This window comes from Arthrobacter sp. 05T410 (genome assembly GCF_056396505.1).
This window is the reverse complement of sequence record NZ_JBFTLP010000004.1, coordinates 64,432-85,755: the sequence shown is the minus strand read 5'-3', so window position 1 is coordinate 85,755 and position 21,324 is coordinate 64,432. Positions and strand designations below refer to the sequence as shown.

17 protein-coding genes are annotated in these 21,324 nt (G+C 66.8%); 4 read left to right on the top strand and 13 right to left on the bottom strand.

Annotation, left to right across the window (positions count from 1 at the left end; all coding sequences use genetic code 11):
- Nucleotides 1-2: 2 nt before the first annotated feature.
- The 10 genes from murD to dinB all read right to left on the bottom strand — a co-directional run bounded on the left by murD (nucleotide 3) and on the right by dinB (nucleotide 12,644).
- Nucleotides 3-1,604 (bottom strand): UDP-N-acetylmuramoyl-L-alanine--D-glutamate ligase, encoded by a 1,602-nt coding sequence (murD, locus tag AC1DFR_RS07265; protein WP_476873062.1) that lies wholly within the window; start codon nucleotides 1,602-1,604, stop codon nucleotides 3-5.
- Nucleotides 1,586-2,695 (bottom strand): phospho-N-acetylmuramoyl-pentapeptide-transferase, encoded by a 1,110-nt coding sequence (gene mraY / locus AC1DFR_RS07260; protein ID WP_028275881.1) that lies wholly within the window; start codon nucleotides 2,693-2,695, stop codon nucleotides 1,586-1,588. The genes murD and mraY overlap by 19 nt, the downstream gene beginning before the upstream one ends.
- On the bottom strand, nucleotides 2,692-4,269 hold the full coding sequence (locus AC1DFR_RS07255; RefSeq protein WP_476873061.1) for a UDP-N-acetylmuramoyl-tripeptide--D-alanyl-D-alanine ligase: 1,578 nt from the start codon (nucleotides 4,267-4,269) through the stop codon (nucleotides 2,692-2,694). Before AC1DFR_RS07255 ends, mraY begins: the two co-directional genes overlap by 4 nt.
- A gap of 6 nt (nucleotides 4,270-4,275) precedes the next feature.
- Nucleotides 4,276-5,949 (bottom strand): UDP-N-acetylmuramoyl-L-alanyl-D-glutamate--2,6-diaminopimelate ligase, encoded by a 1,674-nt coding sequence (locus AC1DFR_RS07250; RefSeq protein WP_476873060.1) that lies wholly within the window; start codon nucleotides 5,947-5,949, stop codon nucleotides 4,276-4,278.
- A 164-nt stretch (nucleotides 5,950-6,113) separates the two neighbouring features.
- On the bottom strand, nucleotides 6,114-7,916 hold the full coding sequence (locus AC1DFR_RS07245; RefSeq protein WP_476850415.1) for a peptidoglycan D,D-transpeptidase FtsI family protein: 1,803 nt from the start codon (nucleotides 7,914-7,916) through the stop codon (nucleotides 6,114-6,116).
- A gap of 41 nt (nucleotides 7,917-7,957) precedes the next feature.
- Nucleotides 7,958-8,644 carry a cell division protein FtsL gene (gene ftsL, locus AC1DFR_RS07240; protein WP_476850414.1) on the bottom strand — a complete coding sequence of 229 codons (687 nt, stop codon included), beginning with the start codon at nucleotides 8,642-8,644 and terminating at the stop codon, nucleotides 7,958-7,960.
- On the bottom strand, nucleotides 8,641-9,639 hold the full coding sequence (gene rsmH, locus AC1DFR_RS07235) for a 16S rRNA (cytosine(1402)-N(4))-methyltransferase RsmH (RefSeq protein WP_476857725.1): 999 nt from the start codon (nucleotides 9,637-9,639) through the stop codon (nucleotides 8,641-8,643). Before rsmH ends, ftsL begins: the two co-directional genes overlap by 4 nt.
- A 218-nt stretch (nucleotides 9,640-9,857) precedes the next feature.
- Entirely contained in the window at nucleotides 9,858-10,286 is a 429-nt protein-coding gene (gene mraZ, locus AC1DFR_RS07230; protein WP_028275887.1) for a division/cell wall cluster transcriptional repressor MraZ, read from the bottom strand.
- 435 nt (nucleotides 10,287-10,721) lie between these two features.
- Nucleotides 10,722-11,093 carry a DUF3040 domain-containing protein gene (locus tag AC1DFR_RS07225; RefSeq protein WP_028275888.1) on the bottom strand — a complete coding sequence of 124 codons (372 nt, stop codon included), beginning with the start codon at nucleotides 11,091-11,093 and terminating at the stop codon, nucleotides 10,722-10,724.
- Between the two features lie 294 nt (nucleotides 11,094-11,387).
- The gene (gene dinB, locus AC1DFR_RS07220; RefSeq protein ID WP_476870569.1) at nucleotides 11,388-12,644 is read right to left on the bottom strand and encodes a DNA polymerase IV; all 1,257 of its coding nucleotides are present in this window, start codon (nucleotides 12,642-12,644) and stop codon (nucleotides 11,388-11,390) included.
- A 115-nt stretch (nucleotides 12,645-12,759) separates the two neighbouring features.
- Between dinB and AC1DFR_RS07215 the strand changes: the two genes are divergently transcribed.
- Entirely contained in the window at nucleotides 12,760-13,287 is a 528-nt protein-coding gene (locus AC1DFR_RS07215; protein ID WP_028275890.1) for a RodZ family helix-turn-helix domain-containing protein, read from the top strand.
- On the top strand, nucleotides 13,284-14,378 hold the full coding sequence (locus AC1DFR_RS07210; protein WP_028275891.1) for a polyprenyl synthetase family protein: 1,095 nt from the start codon (nucleotides 13,284-13,286) through the stop codon (nucleotides 14,376-14,378). Before AC1DFR_RS07215 ends, AC1DFR_RS07210 begins: the two co-directional genes overlap by 4 nt.
- A gap of 135 nt (nucleotides 14,379-14,513) precedes the next feature.
- Here AC1DFR_RS07210 and AC1DFR_RS07205 read toward each other — a convergent pair whose 3' ends face one another.
- On the bottom strand, nucleotides 14,514-14,867 hold the full coding sequence (locus AC1DFR_RS07205; protein ID WP_026266238.1) for an Rv2175c family DNA-binding protein: 354 nt from the start codon (nucleotides 14,865-14,867) through the stop codon (nucleotides 14,514-14,516).
- Between the two features lie 308 nt (nucleotides 14,868-15,175).
- Between AC1DFR_RS07205 and AC1DFR_RS07200 the strand changes: the two genes are divergently transcribed.
- A complete protein-coding gene (locus AC1DFR_RS07200; RefSeq protein ID WP_476873059.1) occupies nucleotides 15,176-16,570 on the top strand; it encodes a LysM peptidoglycan-binding domain-containing protein in 1,395 nt (464 codons plus the stop codon).
- A gap of 121 nt (nucleotides 16,571-16,691) precedes the next feature.
- Entirely contained in the window at nucleotides 16,692-18,848 is a 2,157-nt protein-coding gene (locus AC1DFR_RS07195) for a Stk1 family PASTA domain-containing Ser/Thr kinase (RefSeq protein WP_476873058.1), read from the top strand.
- Nucleotides 18,849-18,993: 145 nt separating this feature from the next.
- On the opposite strand, the gene AC1DFR_RS07190 is transcribed toward AC1DFR_RS07195, so the two are convergent.
- Together AC1DFR_RS07190 and AC1DFR_RS07185 are read right to left on the bottom strand one after the other, a co-directional pair.
- Nucleotides 18,994-20,388, bottom strand: coding sequence for a class II 3-deoxy-7-phosphoheptulonate synthase (locus AC1DFR_RS07190; RefSeq protein ID WP_243179595.1), 1,395 nt, complete (start codon nucleotides 20,386-20,388; stop codon nucleotides 18,994-18,996).
- An 84-nt stretch (nucleotides 20,389-20,472) separates the two neighbouring features.
- Nucleotides 20,473-21,315: a lysophospholipid acyltransferase family protein gene (locus AC1DFR_RS07185; protein ID WP_476850409.1), complete on the bottom strand. Its 843-nt coding sequence runs from the start codon at nucleotides 21,313-21,315 to the stop codon at nucleotides 20,473-20,475.
- Nucleotides 21,316-21,324: the final 9 nt, after the last annotated feature.

The window sequence follows — 21,324 nt, the reverse complement described above, 5'->3', positions numbered from 1 at the left end:
TGTTACTCCTCGCTGGTCTGAGCCTGCCCTTCCACGAGCTCGCGGACAGCTTCGATGAAGGCATCGCCACGGTGAGCATAGGAAGAGAACTGGTCCATGGAAGCAGCCGCCGGGGCCAGCAGCACAGTGTCCCCGGAGGCGGCCAGCTGCGCCGCCGAGGCAACGGCCTGGGCCATCACAGTCTCGCCAAAGATCGGCGAAGGGCCTGCGTCGGCTTTGGCCGTACCGGCAGTCTGCACGTCTTCAGTCTCGCCCTTGCCCTGCCCGATCACGGGGACATCCGGCGCGTGTCGCTTCAGGGCGGCCTGCAGATCGCTGGAGTCCGCGCCGATCAGGACCACGGCCTTGAGCCGGCTGCCCTGTTCCTGGATCAGGGAGTCGTAATTCACGCCCTTGGACAAACCTCCCGCGATCCACACCACATTCTGGAACGCGGACAACGAGGCGGCGGCGGCGTGCGGGTTGGTGGCTTTGGAATCGTTGATCCACAGCACACCCTCATGCCGGGCCACCAGCTGGATCCGGTGGTCTCCCGGAAGGTAGTTCAGCAGGCCCTGGCGCACAGCCGATGGCTCCACCCCGTAGGCCCGTACCAGGGCAGCGGCTGCCAGTGCGTTGGCCACCATGTGGCGCGGAGCCACCGGTCCCAGATCGGCGATCGAGGCGAGTTCGGCCGCGCTGTCCTTGCGTTCGGCGATGAACGCCCGGTCAACCAGCAGCCCTTCCACGACGCCGAGCATGCTGATGGCCGGGGTCAGTGTGGTGAATCCCACGGCCCGGCAGCCTTCAACCACGTCCGCGTCCTCGACCATGCGCTCGGTCTCGATCTGCTCGGCGTTGTAGATGCAGGCCTTCTGCGTGTTGGCGTAGACCTTGGCCTTGTCGGCCAGGTAGGAGGCGTAGGAGCCGTGCCAGTCCACGTGGTCTTCAGCGACGTTGAGGCACACGCTGGCCACCGGCGACACCGAGTGGCTCCAGTGCAGCTGGAAACTGGACAGTTCCACCGCGAAGGCGTCGTAGTCCACGGGATCCCGCAGGGCGTCCAGGATCGGGGTTCCGACGTTGCCTACGGCGATCGCTTTCAGGCCGGCGGCCTGGAGCATGGATTCGGTCAGGCCGACCGTGGTGGTCTTGCCGTTGGTGCCGGTGATGGCCAGCCAGTCGGCGGTCTTGCGGCCCTCGCGTTCGCGGAGCCGCCAGGCGAGCTCGACGTCGCCCCACACCGGAATGTGCGCCCGCGCCGCTGCGGCGAGCAGGGCCTGGTCCGGGCGCCAGCCCGGGGACGTGACCACCAGGTCCGGCTTCTGCCCGTCGATCTTCGGAACGGACTCCACTGCTGCCTCGCCCAGCAGGACGTCCACGGCGCCGACGATCCGGAGTGTGTCGGCCTGGGCCAGCGCCTTGGCGCTGGTGGCGGCGTCCACCACCACCACCCGGGCGCCGAGTTCAATGAGGGTGTCGGCGGCGGCGAAGCCGGAGACTCCGATGCCGGTGACCACGACGCGCAGTCCGGCCCACTCGGAATCCCAGGTGGTGAGTCCCTGCAGCCGGGGCGAGGTGGTGAGCGGTGCGGGGATGGGACCGGTCACAGCAGCACCACCCATTCGGCGTAGAAGATGCCCAGGCCGGCGGCGACAAACAAACCGGACAGGATCCAGAACCGGACCACCACCGTGACTTCGGCCCAGCCCTTGAGTTCGAAGTGGTGCTGGAGCGGTGCCATCTTGAAGAACCGTTTGCCCTTGGTGATTTTGAAGTAGCCCACCTGGATGATGACCGAGAGCGTGATGAGGACGAAGAGCCCGCCGATGAAGGCCAGCAGCAGTTCGGTGCGGGACAGGATCGCAAAAGCTGCGACGGCGCCGCCGATGGCAAGGGAGCCGGTGTCGCCCATGAAGATCTTTGCGGGCGAGGTGTTCCACCACAGGAACCCGACCATCGCCGCGCTCAGGATGGCGGCCAGCAGGGCCAGGTCCAGGGGGTCGCGGACCGAGTAGCAGCCGCTGCCGGCCTGCCGCGGGGATCCGCAGGCCTGGTTGCTTTGCCAGATGCCCATGAGCGTGTAGGCCCCGAACACCATGACGGAAGCGCCCGCGGCCAGACCGTCGAGGCCGTCGGTGAGGTTCACGCCGTTGGTCGCGGCCGTGACGATCAGGTTGGACCACAGCACAAACAAGATGGCGCCGAGTACGGTTCCGGCGAACGCGAGGTTAAGCCACGGAATATCGCGCACCAGCGAGATCTGGGTGGACGCCGGGGTCAGGCCCGCCGCATTCGGGAAGTTCAGTGCCAGCACGGCAAAGATGATGCCAACAGCGCCCTGGAGGATCAGCTTGGCCTTGGCGTCCAGGCCCAGGCTGCGCTGCTTGGAGATCTTGATGAAGTCATCCAGGAATCCGACCAGCCCCATGCCCACCATGAGGAAGAGCAGGAGAAGCCCGGAGGCGCTTGGCCCCGGTGAGTGCGGGTTCATCATCCACATGATCAGGTGCGTGAGCCCGTAGCTGACCAGGACCGCCACGACCACCACGGTGCCGCCCATTGTGGGCGTGCCCCGCTTGGTGTGGTGGGAAGTGGGTCCGTCGTCCCGGATGAATTGTCCGTAGCCCTTGCGGACCAGGAACCGGATGAACAGCGGGGTGCCCACAAACGCGAGGAGCAGCGCCATTCCGGCGCCCATCAGCAGTGCAATCACAGCTGTGCACTCCCTTCTGTGGCGGTTGCGGCAGTTCCCTCAGCAGGTCGCTCGGGAGAGTCTTGGGTGGCATGTGGGGGTAATGCTATCCGATCCCCCAAGTGGCGCAGCCCGATGCCGTTCGAAGACTTGAACAGGACCAGGTCGCCGGGCTGGAGCTCGGCTTGGAGAAGCTCGTAGGCCTCGTCCGCCGTCTCGGCGAAAACGCATTCGTCGCCCCAGGAGCCTTCGTTGACGGCGGAGACATACAGCGACCGCGCCTCCCGGCCCACCACGACGAGCCGCGAGATGTTCAGCCGCACCACCTGGGTGCCGACTGCCATGTGCTCGCGGATGGAATCCGGGCCCAGTTCCAGCATGGCGCCCAGGACCGCCCAGGTGCGGCGGCCGCGGCCCAGCTCGGCCAGCGTCCGCAGTGCTGCCCGCATGGACTCCGGGTTGGCGTTGTAGGCATCGTTGATGACGGTCACGCCGTCGGGACGCTCCGTGCGTTCCATCCGCCAGCGGCTGGCGGCGGTCTGCGCGCTGAGCGAGGCCGCGATCTGCGCGCCGGGGATGCCGGCCGCGTGGGCCGCGGCCGCGGCCGCGAGGAGGTTGGCCATGTGATGGGCGCCGATCAGCTTGGCCGCGACGTGGTGCCGGGTTGGTCCTTGTTCTGCTTTCCCGTCCGTCACGTCGGCGGGCAGGTAGAGCTCAAATTCCGGGTGGCCGTCGGCGTTCAGGTCCACATCCGCGGCCCGCACCACATCGGCCTGGGCCACGTCGGCCTGGATGGTGTTGTCCTGGCCTGTGCCGGCCGCGCGTGAGGTGTAGCCGAGCACGCGGGCCCGGGTCCGGGTGGCCATCGCGGCGACGCGGGAGTCGTCCAGGTTCAGCACGGCGGTGCCCCCGGCCGGGAGCGCCTCCACGAGTTCGCCCTTGGCCACCGCGATGTTCTCGACGCCGCCGAACTCCCCGGCGTGGGCGGAGCCGACGCCGAGGACGACGCCGATCTCCGGCCGGACCATGTCCGCGAGGTATTGGATGTGGCCGATGCCCGTGGCACCCATCTCGATGACGAGGTAGCGGGTGTCGAAGTCGGCCTTGAAGACTGTGAGCGGTACGCCGATCTCGCCGTTGTAGGACCCTTGCGGCGCAACTGTGGCACCTTCGGCGCCGGCGGCCGCGAAGATCCCGGCGAGCAGGTCCTTCGTGGTGGTTTTGCCGGCGGAGCCGGTGATGCCGACCACGGTGAAAGCGGCGCCGGCCGCGGCGCGGCTGGCGCGGATCCGGCGTACGGCTTCGGCGGCCAGCGCGCCCATGGCGAGGACAGTGTCCTCAACGACGACGGCGGGATAGTCCGTTCCGGCGGCGTCGGCCACTTCGCGCTCAACGAGCGCCAATACGGCGCCCCGGTCAAAGGCTGCGCCGACGAAGTCGTGTCCGTCGGCGTTCTCCCCCGGTTTGGCCACATAGAGGGAACCCGCCGTGGCCTCGCGGGAGTCGGTCACCACGGAGGCGGGGGTAATTCCCGGTTCCGCGGCGAGCCGGCCGTCGGTTATGTCGGCGATTTCCGCCGCTGTAAATGCAATCATCTCGGTTTAGGACTCTATCCGGTGGTCTTCGAGAACGGTGAATCCCCGTGCTGTCAAGGCGTTCCGAAGCTCCACCCGGTCATCCAGTGCCAGGTTGACTCCCTTGACTTCCTGCCAGACCTCGTGACCGCGCCCGGCCACGAGGATGGTGTCCCCGGCTCCGGCGAGCTCTACGGCCTTCAGGATGGCGGCGTCGCGCGGGAAGACCTCCAGGACTGTGCAGTCCAGGCCTTCGTCGTCCTTGGCCGCCAGGGCCCCGGCAAGGACGTCCGCGCGGATGGCCGCCGCGTCCTCGTCGTGGGGATCGTCGTCGCTGACAATCACGGTGTCCGCCAGCCGCGCCGCGATGGCACCCATCGCGGGGCGTTTGCCCTGGTCCCGCTGTCCGGTGGCGCCGAAAACGATGATCACTCTGGATCCGGGTTCCGGGGACCGGACGGCTTCGAGGGCACGGGCCAGTGCGTCGGGGTTGTGCGCAAAGTCCACCACGGCGGCCGGGGCCGTGGACACGAGCTGCATCCGGCCCGGCACGGCAACGGTGAAGGGATCCGCGGCGTCGAGGGCGGCCTGCACAGCGGCCGGCTCGTGGCCGCCGGCGAGGACCATCACCGTGGCCAGCGCGGCATTGGCGACGTTGAAGCCGCCCGGCAGGCCCGTGTGGACGCGCAGCTCGGCGCCGTCGCGGTGCCGGAGGACGAAGTCGGAGCCGAGGCCCCGCGGAGCAGTCCGGACCACAGTCCAGTCCGCGGTCCAGTCCGCGGCCCCGTCGGCGTCAGCCGGCCCGGCGCCGTCGGTCCCGGCCGTGGCCAGGGTCGTGACCGGGATTTCGGCGGTGGCCGCAAGCTTGCGGCCCCAGTCATCATCGATGGTCACGACGGCGGCGCGGGCGCGTTCCGGCGAAAACAGCCGGGCTTTGGTCTGGAAGTATTCCTCCATGGTCCCGTGCAGGTCCAGGTGGTCCTGGGTGAGGTTCGTGAAGCCGGCGACGTCGAACACCACGGCGTCGACACGGTGGAAGGACACGGCGTGCGAGGAAACCTCCATGGAGGCGGCATCGAGCCCGCGTTCGCGCATGAGCGCCAGGAGTGCGTGCACATCCGTGGATTCGGGCGTGGTCAGCAGGCTCGGGATCGGCTCCCCGCCGGCCAGGATCTCAATCGTCCCGATCAGCCCGGTCCGCTTACCCAGCGCCCGCAGCAGGGCATTGATGAAATAGGTGGTGGTGGTCTTGCCGTTGGTGCCTGTCACCCCGAAGAGGGCCGGTGCCCCGGCGCCGTCGGGCCTGCTCTGGTAGATGAGCGCGGACAGCTGGCCGACCACGCTGCGCGGCTCGTGGGCCAGCAGGACAGGGACGGCGATGTCATGGCCCAGGGCCAGCAGGCGCGCCCCGGCGTCGTCTGTCAGGACCGCCACGGCGCCGGCGTCGACGGCCTGGGACACGAAGTCGGCCCCGTGCCGTGTGGCGCCCGGCAGGGCCACGTACAGGTCTCCCGGGCGGACCGACCGGGAGTTCAAGGAGATCCCGGTGACCTGGACGGAGCCGGATGCACCGGGAACGGCGATGCCGATCGCCGCGCCAATGTCTGCCAGCGGCACTGCGGCAACCGCAGTGGGCCGAAAGCCCTGGGTGGAGTCATGGCCGGACGGCGCGGAAGCATCGGGGTCGGTGAGCTCTGACAAGTGGATCTCCGTTGTGGTGCTAGTGGATCGGGCACTGAACTAATCGGGCACTGAATGAATCGGGCACTGAATGAATCGGGACCTGTGCACGCGGAAATGCTCCGGCGCGCAGGCAATGGGTGTGGCGTCGGCTGGTGACTTCCGGGTGCCAGGTGGAACAGGCGCTACTTGGCGTACTGCGGCAGCCGCGCGGGTTCGCCGGTGGAGGGCTGGACGTTGAATGTGCGCAGCGTCTGGCTCATCACCGAACGGAACACCGGTCCGTTGGTGATTCCGAAGATGCTTCCCTTGGGCCGTTGCAGGACCACCTCAACAATAAACCGCGGATCGTCCATGGGCGCCATTCCGATGATGGAGGCTGTATAGCCGCAGAACCCTGATTTGCCGTCGTCGCAGGGCGATTCGGATGTGCCGGTCTTGGCGCCCACCCGGTACCCGTCGATCGCAGCCTCTTTGATCTCGCCCTCGGTTACGGCGCTCTCAAGGATGTCGCGGACCTGTTTGGCGGTTTCCTTGGAGACGACCTGCTGCGGGGCTTTGGCCGGGACTTTTTCCTCGGCACCGTCCGGGTTGATGTAGCTGTCGATCAGCCGGGGCTGGAGCATCACGCCGTCGTTGGCGATGCTCTGGTAGGCCCGGACAGTCTGGAGGGTGGTTTGGGCGACGCCCTGGCCGAAGAGCACTGTGTATTGCTGGCGCCCGTCCCACTGGTCGGCCGGGGTCAGGATGCCCTTGGATTCGGCCGGCAGACCAATGTCGGGGGCATCGCCGATGCCGAACTTCCGCAGCCAGTCATAGCGCTGTTCCTTGCTCAGCCGCTGGCCCACCATGACTGTGCCGGTGTTCATGGAATAGCCGACAATGCCCGCCAGCGTCCGCTGCTCGGTGCCGTGTTCGAACGCGTCACTGAAGGTCTGGCCGTCCACTGTGTAGGTCGGTGGAATGGTGAACCTGTCCAGCGGGCTGGACTTCCCTTCCTGAATCGCAGCTGCGGCCGTGATCATCTTCTCCACCGAGCCGGGCTCGTAGGCGGCGGTGACGGCCCGGACCCCGCGGTCCTCGGCGGCAACCTTGCCGGGGTCGTTCGGATCCGGGGAGTCGGTATCGGCCATGGCCACGATGTTGCCCGTCTTGACGTCCTGGACAACAATCACGCCCCACTCGGCGCTGAGCTTGTCCTTCTGGCTTTGGATCGCCTGTTGGGAGAAGTACTGCAGGTCCGAATTCAGCGTGAGTTTGATGTCCTTGCCGTTCACCGCCGGCGTCAATTGGTCCACGCCGACCGGGATGCGCAGTCCGTCGGCGCCGATTTCAAAGAGCCGCTTGCCCGGTGTGCCTTTGAGTACCTCGTCCTGGGTCTGCTCAAGGCCCGCCTGTCCGGTGCTGCCGTCCTTGAGGAAACCCACAATTCCGCCGGCCACGGAGCCGTTGGGGTAGACCCGCTTGCTGGTGCCTTCGGTGACGATGCCGGGAATCTGCAGCTTGGAGACCTTGTCCTCGACGTCCGGTTTCAGGTCCTTGGCCACGATGTAGTAGCGCTGGGTTCCGGTCAGGGCATCGCGGAGGGTGCCGCGGTCCATGCCGAGCACGGCGGCGAGTTCGGAGATGCCCTGGTCCCGGGTGACCTTGACGAGCTCGTCCTTGCCGTTGATGGTCTCGAACCGGCGGAAGGTTTCGGTCTTGGTGTTGACTGTCTGGTCCACAACGACGTTGTAGCGGATGACGCTGCTGGCCAGGACCGCGCCGGAGGAATCGAGGATGCTGCCGCGCTCCGCGGGCAGCACGGTGGGCGTGAGCCTGTTGTTGAGGGCGGCCTCAGCCAGTCCCCCGATGTCCAGGCCCTGGACCATGAACAGCTTGCCGCCGACCACCAGCAGGAGCGCCAGCATGATGCCAAGCCCCACGCGGAGCCGCCGGGTGGGGTTTGGGGCTTTCGCCTTGCTTGCCCTGCCGGAGTTCTTCGCCACGGTGAGTCCTTGCTGCTTGCCTTGCTGGTGGTCAGTGAACGTTACTGCCCCGGCGTCTTCTGTGCGGGGGCGGGAACCGAGCCGCCGTGGAGTTCCACGGCGGGGGCGGCGGGTTTCGGTGCGGGTGCGGGCTTCACAGCTGCCGGCGCCTTGTCTGTGTCCGCCGGTTTGGTGTCTGCCGGCCTGGTGTCCGCCGCCTTGCGCTGGGCGAGAGGCTCGTTCTCCGTGGCCGGCGGGACAACCGTGAGCTGCCCGGCGACGGCCGGTGCGGCGATGACGGCGCCCGGGGCATCACCCTTGACGGCCGGCTTGGCCTTGCCGGTGACATTGAGGGTGGAGAGGTCGATCTGACCCTTGGCGACCGAAGCCACCATGCCCAGCTCCGTGGCCTTGGCCGCCAGGTTCTGCGGGGCGTCGAAGTTCTGCACCTGCTGGGTGAGGTCCTGGTTCTGCTTGGTCAGTGTGGTCTGTTCACTGCGGAGCTGGACCAGCTGGTACTGGGCGGAGGAGACGGAGATGTTCAGGACCAGCACGGCCATGAGGGCAATCGCCAGGAGCCCGAAGCAGAGCACCACGAACGGTGCGCGGCGCTTGCGCGGCACGGAGCGGACCACCGACAGCGGGGTGCGTGCCTTGCGGGGCTGGTCAAGGCCGGGGCGGAGGCCGGGCAGGGCACGGGCAGTGGCGCCCTGGGCAACGGGGTAGCTGTTGACGGCGGCGGTGCTCATGCGGCTCTCCTGGCTTTGATGCGTTCGACGGCGCGCAGCCGGGCGGAAGCTGCGCGGGGGTTTTCGGCGATTTCAGCGGCGGTGGGTACCTCGGTGCCCTTTGTCAGGGTTTTGAGTTCGGCTTTGTGCTCTTCGAGCTCGACCGGGAAGCCGAGCGGCGCCGAGGACTTCGATCCGGCCTGGAAGAAGCCCTTGACGATCTTGTCTTCCAGGGAGTGGTAGGACATGACCACCACACGGCCGCCGAGGGCGATGGCCTCGATCGCTGCCGGGATGGCGCGCTCGAGGACGTCCAGTTCCTCGTTGACCTCGATCCGGAGCGCCTGGAAAGTGCGCTTCGCGGGGTGGCCGCCGGATTTGGCGGCACCGGCGGGCACCACGGCCCGGATCTGGTCGACCAGTTCGCCGGTGGTGGTGAAGGGCTTTTCGGCGCGCGCGGCCACGATCCTGTTCGCGATGCGGCCGGCGAACTTCTCTTCGCCCCACTTCCGGATGATCCGGACGAGTTCTTCTTCGCTGTAGTTATTGACGACGTCGGCGGCCGTCTGGCCCCGGCTGGTGTCCATCCGCATGTCCAGGGGCGCATCGAAGGAGTAGGCGAAGCCGCGTTCCCGCTCGTCCAGCTGGAGGGACGATACGCCGAGGTCCATGAGCACTCCGTGGACTTCGGTGAAGCCCAGGTCTTCGAGGACGTCCGGGATTTCGTCGTAGACGGCGTGAACGAGGTCGGTCCGGTTCTCGAAGGGCGCCAGCCTGGACCCCGCCAGTGCCAGGGCTTCCTCGTCGCGGTCGATGCCGATCAGGTGAAGGTCCGGGAAGCGCTGCAGGAGGGCCTCCGAGTGTCCGCCCATGCCGAGCGTGGCGTCGATCACCACGGGGGTCTCGCCGCGGCTCCGTGCGGCCTCGATGCCGGGGGCCAACAAATTGATGCACCGGTCCTTGAGGACCGGTACATGGCGTTCGGACGTCGGCTTCGCCTGGTCGGGATCCGTCATGCCTTCGTCCTTTCGTTGGCCTTGTTTGTTTTGAGCTTTGCTAGTTGCGCTTTGCTAGTTGCTTGGTACTGCTCTTACGCAACGTTCCTTGGTCCAGATCCCCATCCGCGCCTATCCTGCGCCGGCCTGGCTCCGGGGAAGTGAGCCAGGACAACAACCGGATGGGCGGCTGGAGATCTCGATCAAGGAACGTTGTTTGCTGGTGGATCAGTGGGGGTTCAGAGAATCCCCGGGATGGCGTCGTCTGTTTCCGAGAAGGCGGTTTCCTTTTCGGCCAGGTACTCATTCCAGGCTTGGGCGTCCCAGATCTCTGCCCGGGATCCTGCGCCAATGACGGCGAGTTCCCGGCCAAGACCTGCATACTCCCGGAGCGCCGGCGGAATCGTCACGCGCCCCTGCTTGTCAGGTACCTCGTCCGAGGCTCCAGAGAGGAAAACACGGATGTAGTCACGTGCCTGCTTGGAGGAAATTGGAGCCTCCCGCATCTGCTCGTGAACCCGGCCGAATTCCGCCTCACTGAAGACGTAGATGCAACGCTCCTGGCCCCTTGTGAGAACCAGCCCGCTGGCAAGTTCCTCTCGGAACTTCGCGGGGAGGATAATTCGACCTTTTTCATCCAGACGCGGCGAATGTGTGCCGAGAAACACGGCCCACCGCCTGTCTGTTTTAGGAAGTCCAACGTCCCCTGTGCTGCCACTACCCTCTTACGTCCTCCACATTACTCCACATCGCTCCACAGTCAACGACACGCCCGGGATGTTTAGACAATTCTGTGGATGTTTATCCCCCTCCTTCCCAGCATTTGCAGGGAATCGGGGCTGGTGGGGGAAAGTGGAGCGATTTTTGCCTGCTTGCCTCCCACCCCGCACCGATTGACGGGGCGTACGGGCGCGGGAGCGAATAATTCGGTGCGGTTGTCCCTTTTTCGGCGCAATCGAAGCCAAATTCCAGCAAGGCTGCAGCAAAGGCGCCGGAAATTACCGCGTTAAATGGCGAAAGACCCGCCGAAGCGGGTCTCGCGCCGCTCCCCGGCGGACCGGTGGCGGGAAGTGGAGGACTTTACGGGGCCGTCACTGAGCGGTTTAGGACTCGCCCCCGTGCCGTTCGTCCCAGCGCTGCTCGAGGTTGCTCATGAACGAGCTCCTGGGCTTGCCCTGCTTGCGTCCGCCGGCTGCCCTGGCCTTGCCGACCGCAGAACTGCGCATCGTGGCGAAATAGACGCCGGCGCCCATCACAACAAATCCGAGGACCCCGACAAAGATGTTCTGCATCGACACCCCGACCAATAACAGCAGCACGCCCGCGAGAGTCGCGAGCACGCCGATGACAAGGTGGCGGGTGGACCATGAGCGTCCGGGGACCGATCCCATTGAGCTTGCAAACTTTGGGTCGTCCTCATGCAGCTGCTTCTCAAGTTGCTCCAGCAACTTCTGTTCGTGTTCCGAGAGCGGCATCACGACCTCCTCAAGTCTGCCAACGTCCGGGCATGACGTGGCCATTGCCCTAATTCCCTAACGCCCGGGATTCCGAAGTGGTTCCCCCGTCACCGCCATTGGTGAAAAGGGGGCCAATTCAGCTCTCCCGCGCCGGTCTTAGCTGGCCAGGTCGCCCTAACGGTCGATCCAGTAGTCCTAAACCTAGGTATTAATAAGGATAGATTGTTGCGGCCTGTTCTGAAAGACAGTCTTAAGGCCCTTTCGCCGCCGGAACCCTTGGGAACGGGCGGCCCGACGGGGTTCAGGCCGGGTTCACTCAAGGGCGCCCCCGGAATCCAGGAGCCGGGCCGGAAGGACGGACTTATTGCCGAACTTCCGGGTGACAGCATCGAGGGCTTGTTCGGCGGCCCGCCAGTTGTCGTCCCGTCGGTCAAGACTGAGCTGAAGCGGGGCATCGGCGGCCTCTTCCAGCTGCTCGGCGCGGATGCCGACCAGCCGGACCGTCATGGGCCGCTGACCCACCGATTCCAGGAGCTGCACTGCCACCGCGTACAGGAGTTGGGCGCTGTCGATCGGTGTGCTCACGGTGCGGCTGCGGGTAATAGTGGAAAAGTCGGCGTAGCGCAGCTTGAGCGCCACGGTGCGGGCGTGCATGCCGGCACTGCGGAGGCGCTCCGCCGTCCGGTGCGAAAGGCGCAGCAGCTCCCTGTGAAGCAGCGCGTCATCCGCGGTGTCAGTGGCGAACGTCTCCTCGGCACCAATGCTCTTTTCCAGGCGGACCGGCGTCACGGGCCGCGGATCGATGCCCCAGGAGAGCCGGTAGACATGCTCCCCCGATGCCCCCAGCAGCTTGCGCAGCGAGGGCAGCGGCGACGCGGCGACGTCCGCCACCGTCCTGATGCCCCGGCGGGCCAGCACCTCCACGGTCTTGCCGCCGACTCCCCAGAGCGCACTGACGGGAAGGCTGTGCAGGTAGGGGACGGTTTCCTCCGGCCGGATCAGCAGCAGCCCGTCCGGTTTGCAGCGGGTGGACGCGATCTTGGCCACAAACTTGCTGGCGGCGATGCCCACTGATGCCGTAATGCCCAGCTCCCGGAACACGCGGGCCCGGATGAGTTCGCCAATCTCCCGTGGCGGCCCGAGCCTCCGGATGGCTCCCCCGACGTCCAGGAACGCCTCATCCACGCTGAGCGGCTCGACGAGGTCGGTGATGGAACCAAAGATTGCCATGATCTGGCCGGACACTTCGTAGTACAGCTTGTGGCGGGGCTCGATGATGACAGCCGAGGGGCACATGCGCGCCGCCACCACCATGGGCATCGCCGATCTGACGCCGAAGGCGCGGGCCTCATAGGACGCGGAGAGCACCACGGAGCGGTCCGCCGGGTAGCCCACAATCACGGGCTTTCCCTTCAGCTCGGGCCGGCTGCGCAACTCCACGGAGACAAAGAAGGCGTCCATGTCCACGTGCATGATGCTGCTGCGCCGCAGTTCCAGCAGTGAGTCCCCGCCCAGGCTGCCGGCAGGCTGGATCTGGGGCTGCGCATTCGAGGGCCCGTTGGGGTGCATATTCCTCTGCGCTCCCTGCTGATTCTCTGCGTCCGGCCCCACGTCTTCAATCCTATGCCCGGGGACTGACTAAACTGGAGGCTGATTCCGCTTCAACCCCAGGAGGAAAGTCCCTGTGAAGGTATTTGGACAGCGCAAACGTGCCGCAGCCGCCATCGCGGCGGCTGGCGCGCTATTGGCCTTGGCCGCATGCACGCCTGCCGGCACTGGGAGTCCGGCGGCGTCGCCGGCGTCGACCCCGGACGCCTCTGCGCAGTCCTCCACCACGGCTCCCCCCAGCCCTTCCGCGGAGCCCGGCACGTCAGCCACGGTCGGCGCCCTCGTACCCGGCTTCCCGCAGAAACTCCTGCCGCTGATGCCCGGAGCCCAGGTGGTCTCCAGCAGCTTCGACAAAACCACGGTGCCGGCAACCGCGGCACTGGTCGGCAGCATCACCGCCCCGGCCGCCGATGTCCTGGCTTTCTACGCCAAGGGGCTGCAGGCGCAGGGCTTCAAGCCCGTACCCGGGGAAACCGTCGGTGCCCTGCCTTCCAAGGACTTCCTGCGCGGGGACAACGAAACCGTGAACATCTCCGTCATGCAGACAACAGGGGTGTCCACGTTCACGATCGGTGCGAACGTCGCTGCCGAGTCCGTCAAGTGAGTCTCGCCGAACAGCTGCGGCTCGAGCAGGCGGATTACGTGGCCGCCGTCGCCGGCAAGCTCACCGAGTTCCTGACCAGCCGCCAGGCCATCATGGCCTCGATCTCCCAGGACATCGATCCGCTCATGGGCTCGATCTCAAACCTGGTCACGGGCGGAAAGCGCCTGCGGGCGCTCATGTGCTACTGGGGGTGGCGCGGCGCCGGCGGAGAAGCCGGCGCGGCCGAGGTGGTCACGGCCGGCTCGGCCCTGGAGCTGTTCCAGGCCGCGGCCCTGATCCACGATGACATCATTGACCGCTCGGACACCCGCCGGGGCGGACCCAGCGTCCACCGCAGGTTCATCGAACTGCACGAGGCCCAGGGCTGGGCGCTGGACAGCGAGCGGTTCGGCCACGCGGCAGCGATCCTGACCGGGGATCTCTGCCTGTCCTTCAGCGAGGAATCGTTCACGGAGATCGGACACCGTGCCGCCTCCGGCAGCCCGGCACGGCTGATCTTCAACCTCATGCGTGCAGAAGTCATGGCCGGGCAGTACCTCGACATCCTGGAAGAGGTCGCCGGGCCCCGGCGGGACCGCGCCGGGGCCGTAAGCCGGGCCCAGTCCATCATCCGGTTCAAGTCGGCCAAATACTCCACCGAACACCCGCTCGCCCTCGGCGGCGCCCTGGCCGGCGCCGGCGACGAGCTGCTGCGCGGCTATTCCGCCTTCGCGCTGCCGCTCGGCGAGGCGTTCCAACTGCGGGACGATGTCCTTGGCGTCTTCGGTGACCCCGTCACCACCGGCAAACCTGCCGGGGACGATCTCCGTGAGGGCAAGCGCACGGTCCTGGTGGCCTTCGCCCTGGACCAGGCCTCGGCGGCCGAATCAGAGTTCATCGACGCCAAGCTGGGCAGCCCCGATCTCGGCGACGCGGACATCGAGGAGATCCGGCGGATCATCGTGGACTGCGGCGCACTCCAGGCCACGGAAGTGCTCATCGAGGAGTTCGGCAAGGCCGCCTTCGCCGCCCTGGACCTGCTGCCGCTTCAGGAGCTGCCCAAAACCGCGCTCCGCAGGCTGGCAGAAGCCACGGTCAGCCGCGCCGCTTAACCCGGCCCTCACGGCAGTAACGCCTTTTAAACGGTGCCTGGAAACGCGGCGGGCCGTGCACGGCGCTTGCGCTGTGCACGGCCCGTCATGGCACGTCCGGGGGATGCTGCCGGCGCAGTTGCTGCCGGTCTGCTTTTACCAGGCCAGTGATTGCGCCCTGCGGCGAATTTCGGTCTTGCGCCCTTCCCGCAGGGCGTCAATGGGCCGGCCGCGGAGGGAATCGTCCGGCGTAAAGAGCCAGTTGATCAGTTCCTCATCCGAGTATCCGGCGTCTGAGAGAACAACAATGGTGCCTTTCAGGCTCTCCACCGCATGCCCGTCCTGGATGAAAGCCGCAGGCACGGACCGGATGCGCCGGTCGCCGATTCTCACGGCCGCCAGCGCACGCTCGTCCAGCAATGCATGGACCTTGGTGATAGATACGTTCAGAAGCTGTGCGACATCGGGCAGGGGCAGCCATTCGCCCACGAGGCTTTCTACATTACTCACGCATAAAGATTGCCACGGCCGGTGCCCCGCCGCCTAGTCGGCATCCGCAGAATTCACGCTGCGGTCATGGCCGGTCCCGCCGCGCCGGAATGCCGCCCGGCTTCACCGGGGGACTCCCCTGGAACGACTTTCGGGCGACACTCCACCGGAAACGGGTTTGCGGAATGTCAAACGGTTCTTGTGCTAATTGCCAATTCATGAGAGATTCACATAGATCACATTTGTAACAGAAATAACTTTTGTCACACTGGTAACACCAGTTCTACCGGCCTGACCGCAGCGTTGCCGCTGAGAAGAGGATCTTTCCAATGACAACCTCACGTTCGCCACAGCTCCGTCCGGGGCGCAGCCTGCCGCTCATCGCGGCGACGACGGCGGCGCTTCCCGCCGTCGTGCTTTCCTCCCTGGCGATCGCCCAGCCTGCCGCAGCCGAATCGCGGGTGCGCTCGGTCCCGGCAACGCTCGCGGCCGCCATGCGTGCCCAGGCGAAGGCTGACGCGGCGACATCCCTGAAGGCGGCAGTGATCCCGGCCGCCTCCGTCCCGGTGACGCTGCCGAGCGCCTTGCGGCCCGCGCAGACGGCCGCTCCGGCCGTCTACACGATCGCCCGCGGCGACACCATCAGTGCCATTGCCGGCCGCTACGGCCTGGACACGTTTGCCGTGCTCAAGCTGAACAACCTGCAGGCGAACACCATCATCTACCCGGGGCAGAAGATCAAGCTCACGGGCTCGACGCCGGCGCCGGCAGCGCCCAAACCGTCCGCACCGGCGAAATCGACGCCGACAACGCCCGCCTCGGGCGGCGGCAGCGTGTACGTCGTCAAGTCCGGCGACACCCTGAGCGCCATCGCCACCCGCCACGGCGTTGGCCTTTCCGAGATCTTCAAGTGGAACGGGCTCGGCATGAGCTCCGTGATCTATCCCGGCCAGAAGGTCAAGGTCGGCGGCGGTTCCAGCACGCCGGCCCCCTCCGCACCCGTGACGGCCGCCGCACCCAAGCCGTCGGCGCCCGCGCCCGCCAGTTCCGGCTCCTACACCATCAAGGCCGGCGACACCCTCTCCGGCATCGCGGCCCGCAACGGTGTCAGGCTCTCGGACGTCCTGTCGGCCAACCGGCTGACAATGTCGAGCATCATCTACCCCGGCCAGAAGCTCGTCATCCCCGGCGCGTCGACCATCGCACCGGCATCGAGCACGCCTGCCACCACCACGCCCCTCGTGCCCAGCACGTTCCTCGGGTTCAGCTACCCGGCCGCGGTGGTCAGCTCGGCCAACCAGAACAAGGCGCTGCTCAATGCCTCTCCGGTGCCCACCCGCCAGCAGATGAAGTCGATCGTCGCGGACACGGCCCGGCGCATGGGCGTGGACGCCAGCCTTGCACTGGCTTTTGCCTTCCAGGAATCCGGCTTCGACCAGCGTGCGGTGTCACCGGCCAATGCGATCGGCACCATGCAGGTCATCCCGTCCTCCGGCGAATGGGCCTCCGATCTGGTGGGCCGCCAGCTGAACCTGCTCGATCCCTACGACAACGCCACGGCAGGCATCGCGATCATCCGGCAGTTGGTCCGCACGAGCCCGGATGTGGACACCGCAATCGCCGGCTACTACCAGGGCCAGTACTCGGTGAGCCAGAACGGCATGTTCGAGGACACCAAGGGCTACGTCGCCGCCATCAAGGCCAACCGGCAGCTGTTCGGCTAAACCCGGCCCCTCGGCCAACTACAGACTCCAGCACAGGCTCCCTTTCGGCGGAGCGTGACGCTACGGGCCCGGATCGCATGTTGATTCGGGCCCGTTTCTGTCCAGCGACTACGATTGTAAGGTGCAGGAATACGTGTCGGATGCTCTCGTAGGGAACCTGGTGGACAACCGCTACCAGGTTCAATCCAGGCTTGCCCGCGGCGGGATGTCCACCGTGTACCTCGCCACGGACCAGCGCCTTGAGCGTGATGTCGCGCTGAAGGTGCTCCATCCCCATCTGGCTGACGACCCGCAGTTCCTCGATCGGCTGGGCCGCGAAGCCAAGGCTGCCGCCCGGCTCTCCCACCCACACGTCGTGGGCGTCCTGGACCAGGGCGAGGACGGCCGGCTCGCCTATCTGGTCATGGAATTCATCAAGGGCCACACGCTGCGGGATGTCCTCAATGACAAGGGCGCCCTGTCGCCGCGGCTGGCCCTGGCGCTGATCGATCCGGTCGTCGAAGGCCTCGGCGCCGCGCACGCCGCCGGAATGATCCACCGGGACATCAAGCCCGAAAACGTCCTGATCGCCGACGACGGGCGGATTAAGCTCGGCGACTTCGGCCTGGCACGCGCTATCTCGACGTCCACCAGCACGGGCGCCCTGATCGGGACCGTCGCCTACATCTCCCCCGAACTTGTCCTGGGCAAACAGGCAGATGCCCGCAGCGACATCTATTCCGTCGGGATCATGCTCTACGAAATGATCACGGGCCGGCAGCCGTTCGAAGGCGACGTGCCCATCCAGGTCGCCTACCAGCACGTCAATTCCACCGTCGGAGCGCCCTCGCTGGAGGTGCCCGGGCTGGCCGCGGAGATCGACGAACTCGTCCAGTGGTGCACGGACCGGGACCCGGACAAGCGCCCCGTCGACGGCAGCGCCCTGTTGTCCGAGCTCCGGCACATCAGGACCAACCTCAGCGACGCCGAACTCGACCTCCAGCCGCCGGCGGCTCGCAGCACCCTGCCGGCCGTGGCAGCACCGCCAACCCGGCCGCCAGGCGGTACCGGTCCGGCGTCGGACGCGCAGGAAACGGCCCACGTGCTTCCGCCCACCGGAATGCCCACGGAATTGCAGACTGAGGTATACGGCAGCCTCGCCCGGCCCACCGAGATGATTTCCCGCACCAGCGGCAACCCGACCACCGTGATGTCCGGTGCCCCGCGGCGTCCGGCCTACGGACCGTTGTCCACCCCGGACGAGGCGGCCTACGACGGCGCCGGGTATGACGGCCCGGCGGAGGGCGCGGTTGCCCCCAGCAAACGCGCCCAGCGCAAACTGGACCGGGACGAGGAGAAGGCGCGCCAGCGAGCCGCCGCCACGCCCACCAGGACCCTGCACGAGGGCAACCCCCGGCGCCGCGGCTTGCTGTGGATCGTCCTGCTCGTCGTCGCGGCGCTGCTCGCCGCCGTCGCCGGCTGGTTTTTCGGCATGGGTCCGGGGTCGCCGGGAACGATTCCCCCGGTGGCGAACAAGACCGTTGCCGAGGCCCAGGACCTGCTCCGCACCGCCGGCTTCCAATCCACGGTGAAGGATGTCTTCGACGACGACGTCTCGCCCGGGCTTGTGGTCGGCTCGGAGCCGACCGCCGGGGAGGTCATCCGCAAGTTCCAGCCCGTGTCGCTGGCCGTGTCCAAGGGCCCGGAGCTGTTCCCGCTGCCGGAACTGGCCGGCAAGAGCCTGGACGAGGCCAAGACCACGCTCAACGGCGCCCAGATGGCTTTGGGCCCGATTACCGAGACCTTCGACGAGAAGGCGCCTGCCGGAACCGTCCTTGCCCAGGCTCCGCGCAGCGGCAACCCGGTCAGGCACGGGACGCCCGTGGGCCTGACCGTTTCGAAGGGCCCGCAACCCATCCCGGTCCCGGATGTCCGCGGGCAGGCGCAGGACGCCGCTGTTAAGGCCCTGGAAGCCGCCGGCCTGAAGGCCGTGGTGGCCCCGGAGTCAATCAACGACAGGAATGTCCCCGAGGGCGCGGTGCTGTCGCAGGACCCGGCCTCCGGCAACCTGACCAAGGGCGGCACCGTCACCTTGACCATCTCGAAGGGCCCGAAGCTCGTCGAGGTCCCCAGCTTCATCGGCAAGCAGGCCTCGGAGGCCCAGGAAGCCCTTGAGAAACTAGGCTTCAAAGTCCAGGTCGATAACATCCTCGGCGGTTTCTTCGGCACGGTCCGGGACCAGAATCCGGTGGACACGAAGGCCCCGGAAGGCTCGACCGTTACGCTTACCGTCGTCTGACAGGCACCCCGCTCCGGCCCCTGCCATCGCACAAGAAAGCTCCGCCCGGCTGCTGTAGCCGGGCGGAGCTTTTTCTCAGAATGCGTTCTGTGGGAAACGTTCTGTCGGAATGCCTTCTGCCAGATGCATTCTGTCCATCAGTGCGTCAGCGCTTGGAGAGCGCTCCGGCCACCAGGAACGCCATCTCGAGCGACTGCATGTGGTTCAGGCGCGGATCGCAGACCGACTCGTAGCGGTCCAGGAAGGCTTCCTGGTCGATCGGGTCAGCTCCGCCGAGGCACTCGGCGACGTCGTCCCCCGTCATCTCCACGTGCAGGCCGCCGGGAACGGTGCCGAGCGCGTGGTGGACTTCGAAGAATCCGCGCACTTCGTCAATGACGTCGTCGAAATTGCGGGTCTTGTAGCCGTTGGGCGAGGTGACCGTGTTCCCGTGCATGGGGTCGGTGACCCAAAGGACCTGGGCTCCGGAGGCGGTGACGCGCTCGACGATCGCCGGCAGCTTCTCGCGGATGTTGCCCGCACCCATGCGGGTGATGAAGGTGAGCCGGCCGGGCTCCCGGTTCGGATCCAGCTTGTCGATCAGGCGCAGGGCGTCGTCGCCGCTGGTCGACGGGCCGAGCTTGACGCCGATCGGGTTGCGGACGCGGGAGAGGAAGTCAACGTGTGCGTGGTCCAGCTCGCGGGTCCGCTCCCCGATCCAAAGGAAGTGCGCGGAGGTGTCGTAGGGCAGCCCCGTGCGCGAGTCGATGCGGGTCAGGGCGCGCTCGTAGTCCAGCAGCAGGGCCTCGTGGCTCGCGTAGAATTCCACCCGCTTCAGGGCCTCGAAGTCGGCACCGCAGGAGGCCATGAACTTGATGGCGCGGTCGATGTCCCGGGCCAGGGACTCGTAGCGGGCGTGGGCCGGGTTCTCGGTGAAGCCCTTGTTCCACTGGTGCACCAGGCGCAGGTCCGCGAAACCGCCCTGGGTGAAGGCGCGGATCAGGTTCAGCGTCGAAGCGGAGGTGTGGTAGGCCTTGAGCATCCGGCCGGCGTCGTGGGCGCGGGACTCGGGCGTGAAATCGTAGCCGTTGACGATGTCGCCCCGGTAGGCCGGCAGGGTGACGCCCTCGCGCGTTTCATCGTTGGAGGAGCGGGGCTTGGCGAACTGGCCAGCCATGCGGCCCATCTTGATGACGGGCATGGCCGCGCCGTAGGTCAGGACAACGGCCATCTGCAGGATGGTCCGGACGCGGGCGCTGATCTTGTCCGCCGTCGCGGCTTCGAAGGTCTCGGCGCAGTCGCCGCCCTGGAGCAGGAACGCCTTGCCCTGCGCGGCGGCGGCGAGCCGTTCGCGAAGAATGTCCACTTCGCCGGCGAACACGAGGGGCGGGAGGACGGAAAGTTCCTTGACAGACGCCTCGAACACAGCCGGGTCCGACCAGGTGGGCTGCTGCGAGGCCGGGAGCTCCCGCCAGTTGTCCAGTCCGGGATAGTTGGCGGCTCCGCTCTGGGCGGTGCTGGTCAGCGGGGAAACTGGTTTCTCAGATAGCTCGGTCACTATCTAAGGATAGTTGCCCCATCAAGGTTCGGGGGCCCTGCCTGTCATTGACAGCCCGGCTGCCGTCATATGGCACCCGTGGCCCGCTCATGCGGGGCCGGGAACCTCCGGCCCCGCATCCCCGGCAGCGGCTTCATTCGGGGTTTCCGTTGGGGCCGTGTTTGGGGCTTCGTTTGGGGTATTGCCGGCGGCCGCATCCTGCACCGCGTCAGGGCCCGCAGGGGTTTTGTCCGGGGCCGCGTCCTGCGCTTTGCCCGCCAGGCGGAGCTTCACGACGGCGGCGTACTCATCCACGTATTCCTGGCCGGAGAGGCGCATGAGTTCGTACATGATCTCGTCGGTCACTGAACGCTGGATCAGCCGGTCATCCTCCATGCCGTAATAGCGGCTGAAGTCGAGCGGTTCGCCAAAGATCATGCCGATGCGGCGGATGTTGGGCACGCGCTTGCCGATCGGCTGGACTTTGTCCGTTCCGATCATTGCCACCGGGATGACCGGGACGCGGGCCTGCAGCGCAAGGCGCGCAACCCCCACCTTGCCGCGGTAGAGGCGCCCGTCGGGGCTACGGGTCCCCTCGGGGTAGATGCCCAGGAGGGAACCCTTCTTGAGCACGTCCATGCCGGCGTTCAGCGACTGCGCGGACGCGGCGCCTCCGGACCGGTCCATGGGGAGCTGGTTGGTGAGCCGGAAGAAGGCTGCGGTCAGCCTGCCCTTGATCCCGGTGCCGGTGAAGTATTCGGATTTCGCCAGGAACGCGACCGGCCGCGGCACCATGACCGGCATGAAGATGGAATCCGAGAAGGAGAGGTGGTTCGAGGCAAGGATCGCGGCGCCCTCGGCAGGGACGTTGTCGAGGCCCTTGACCCAGGGCCGGAACAGCAGCCTGAGCACCGGCCCCAGGACAAACGTCTTCATGAACCAATAAAACACTCGGTGACC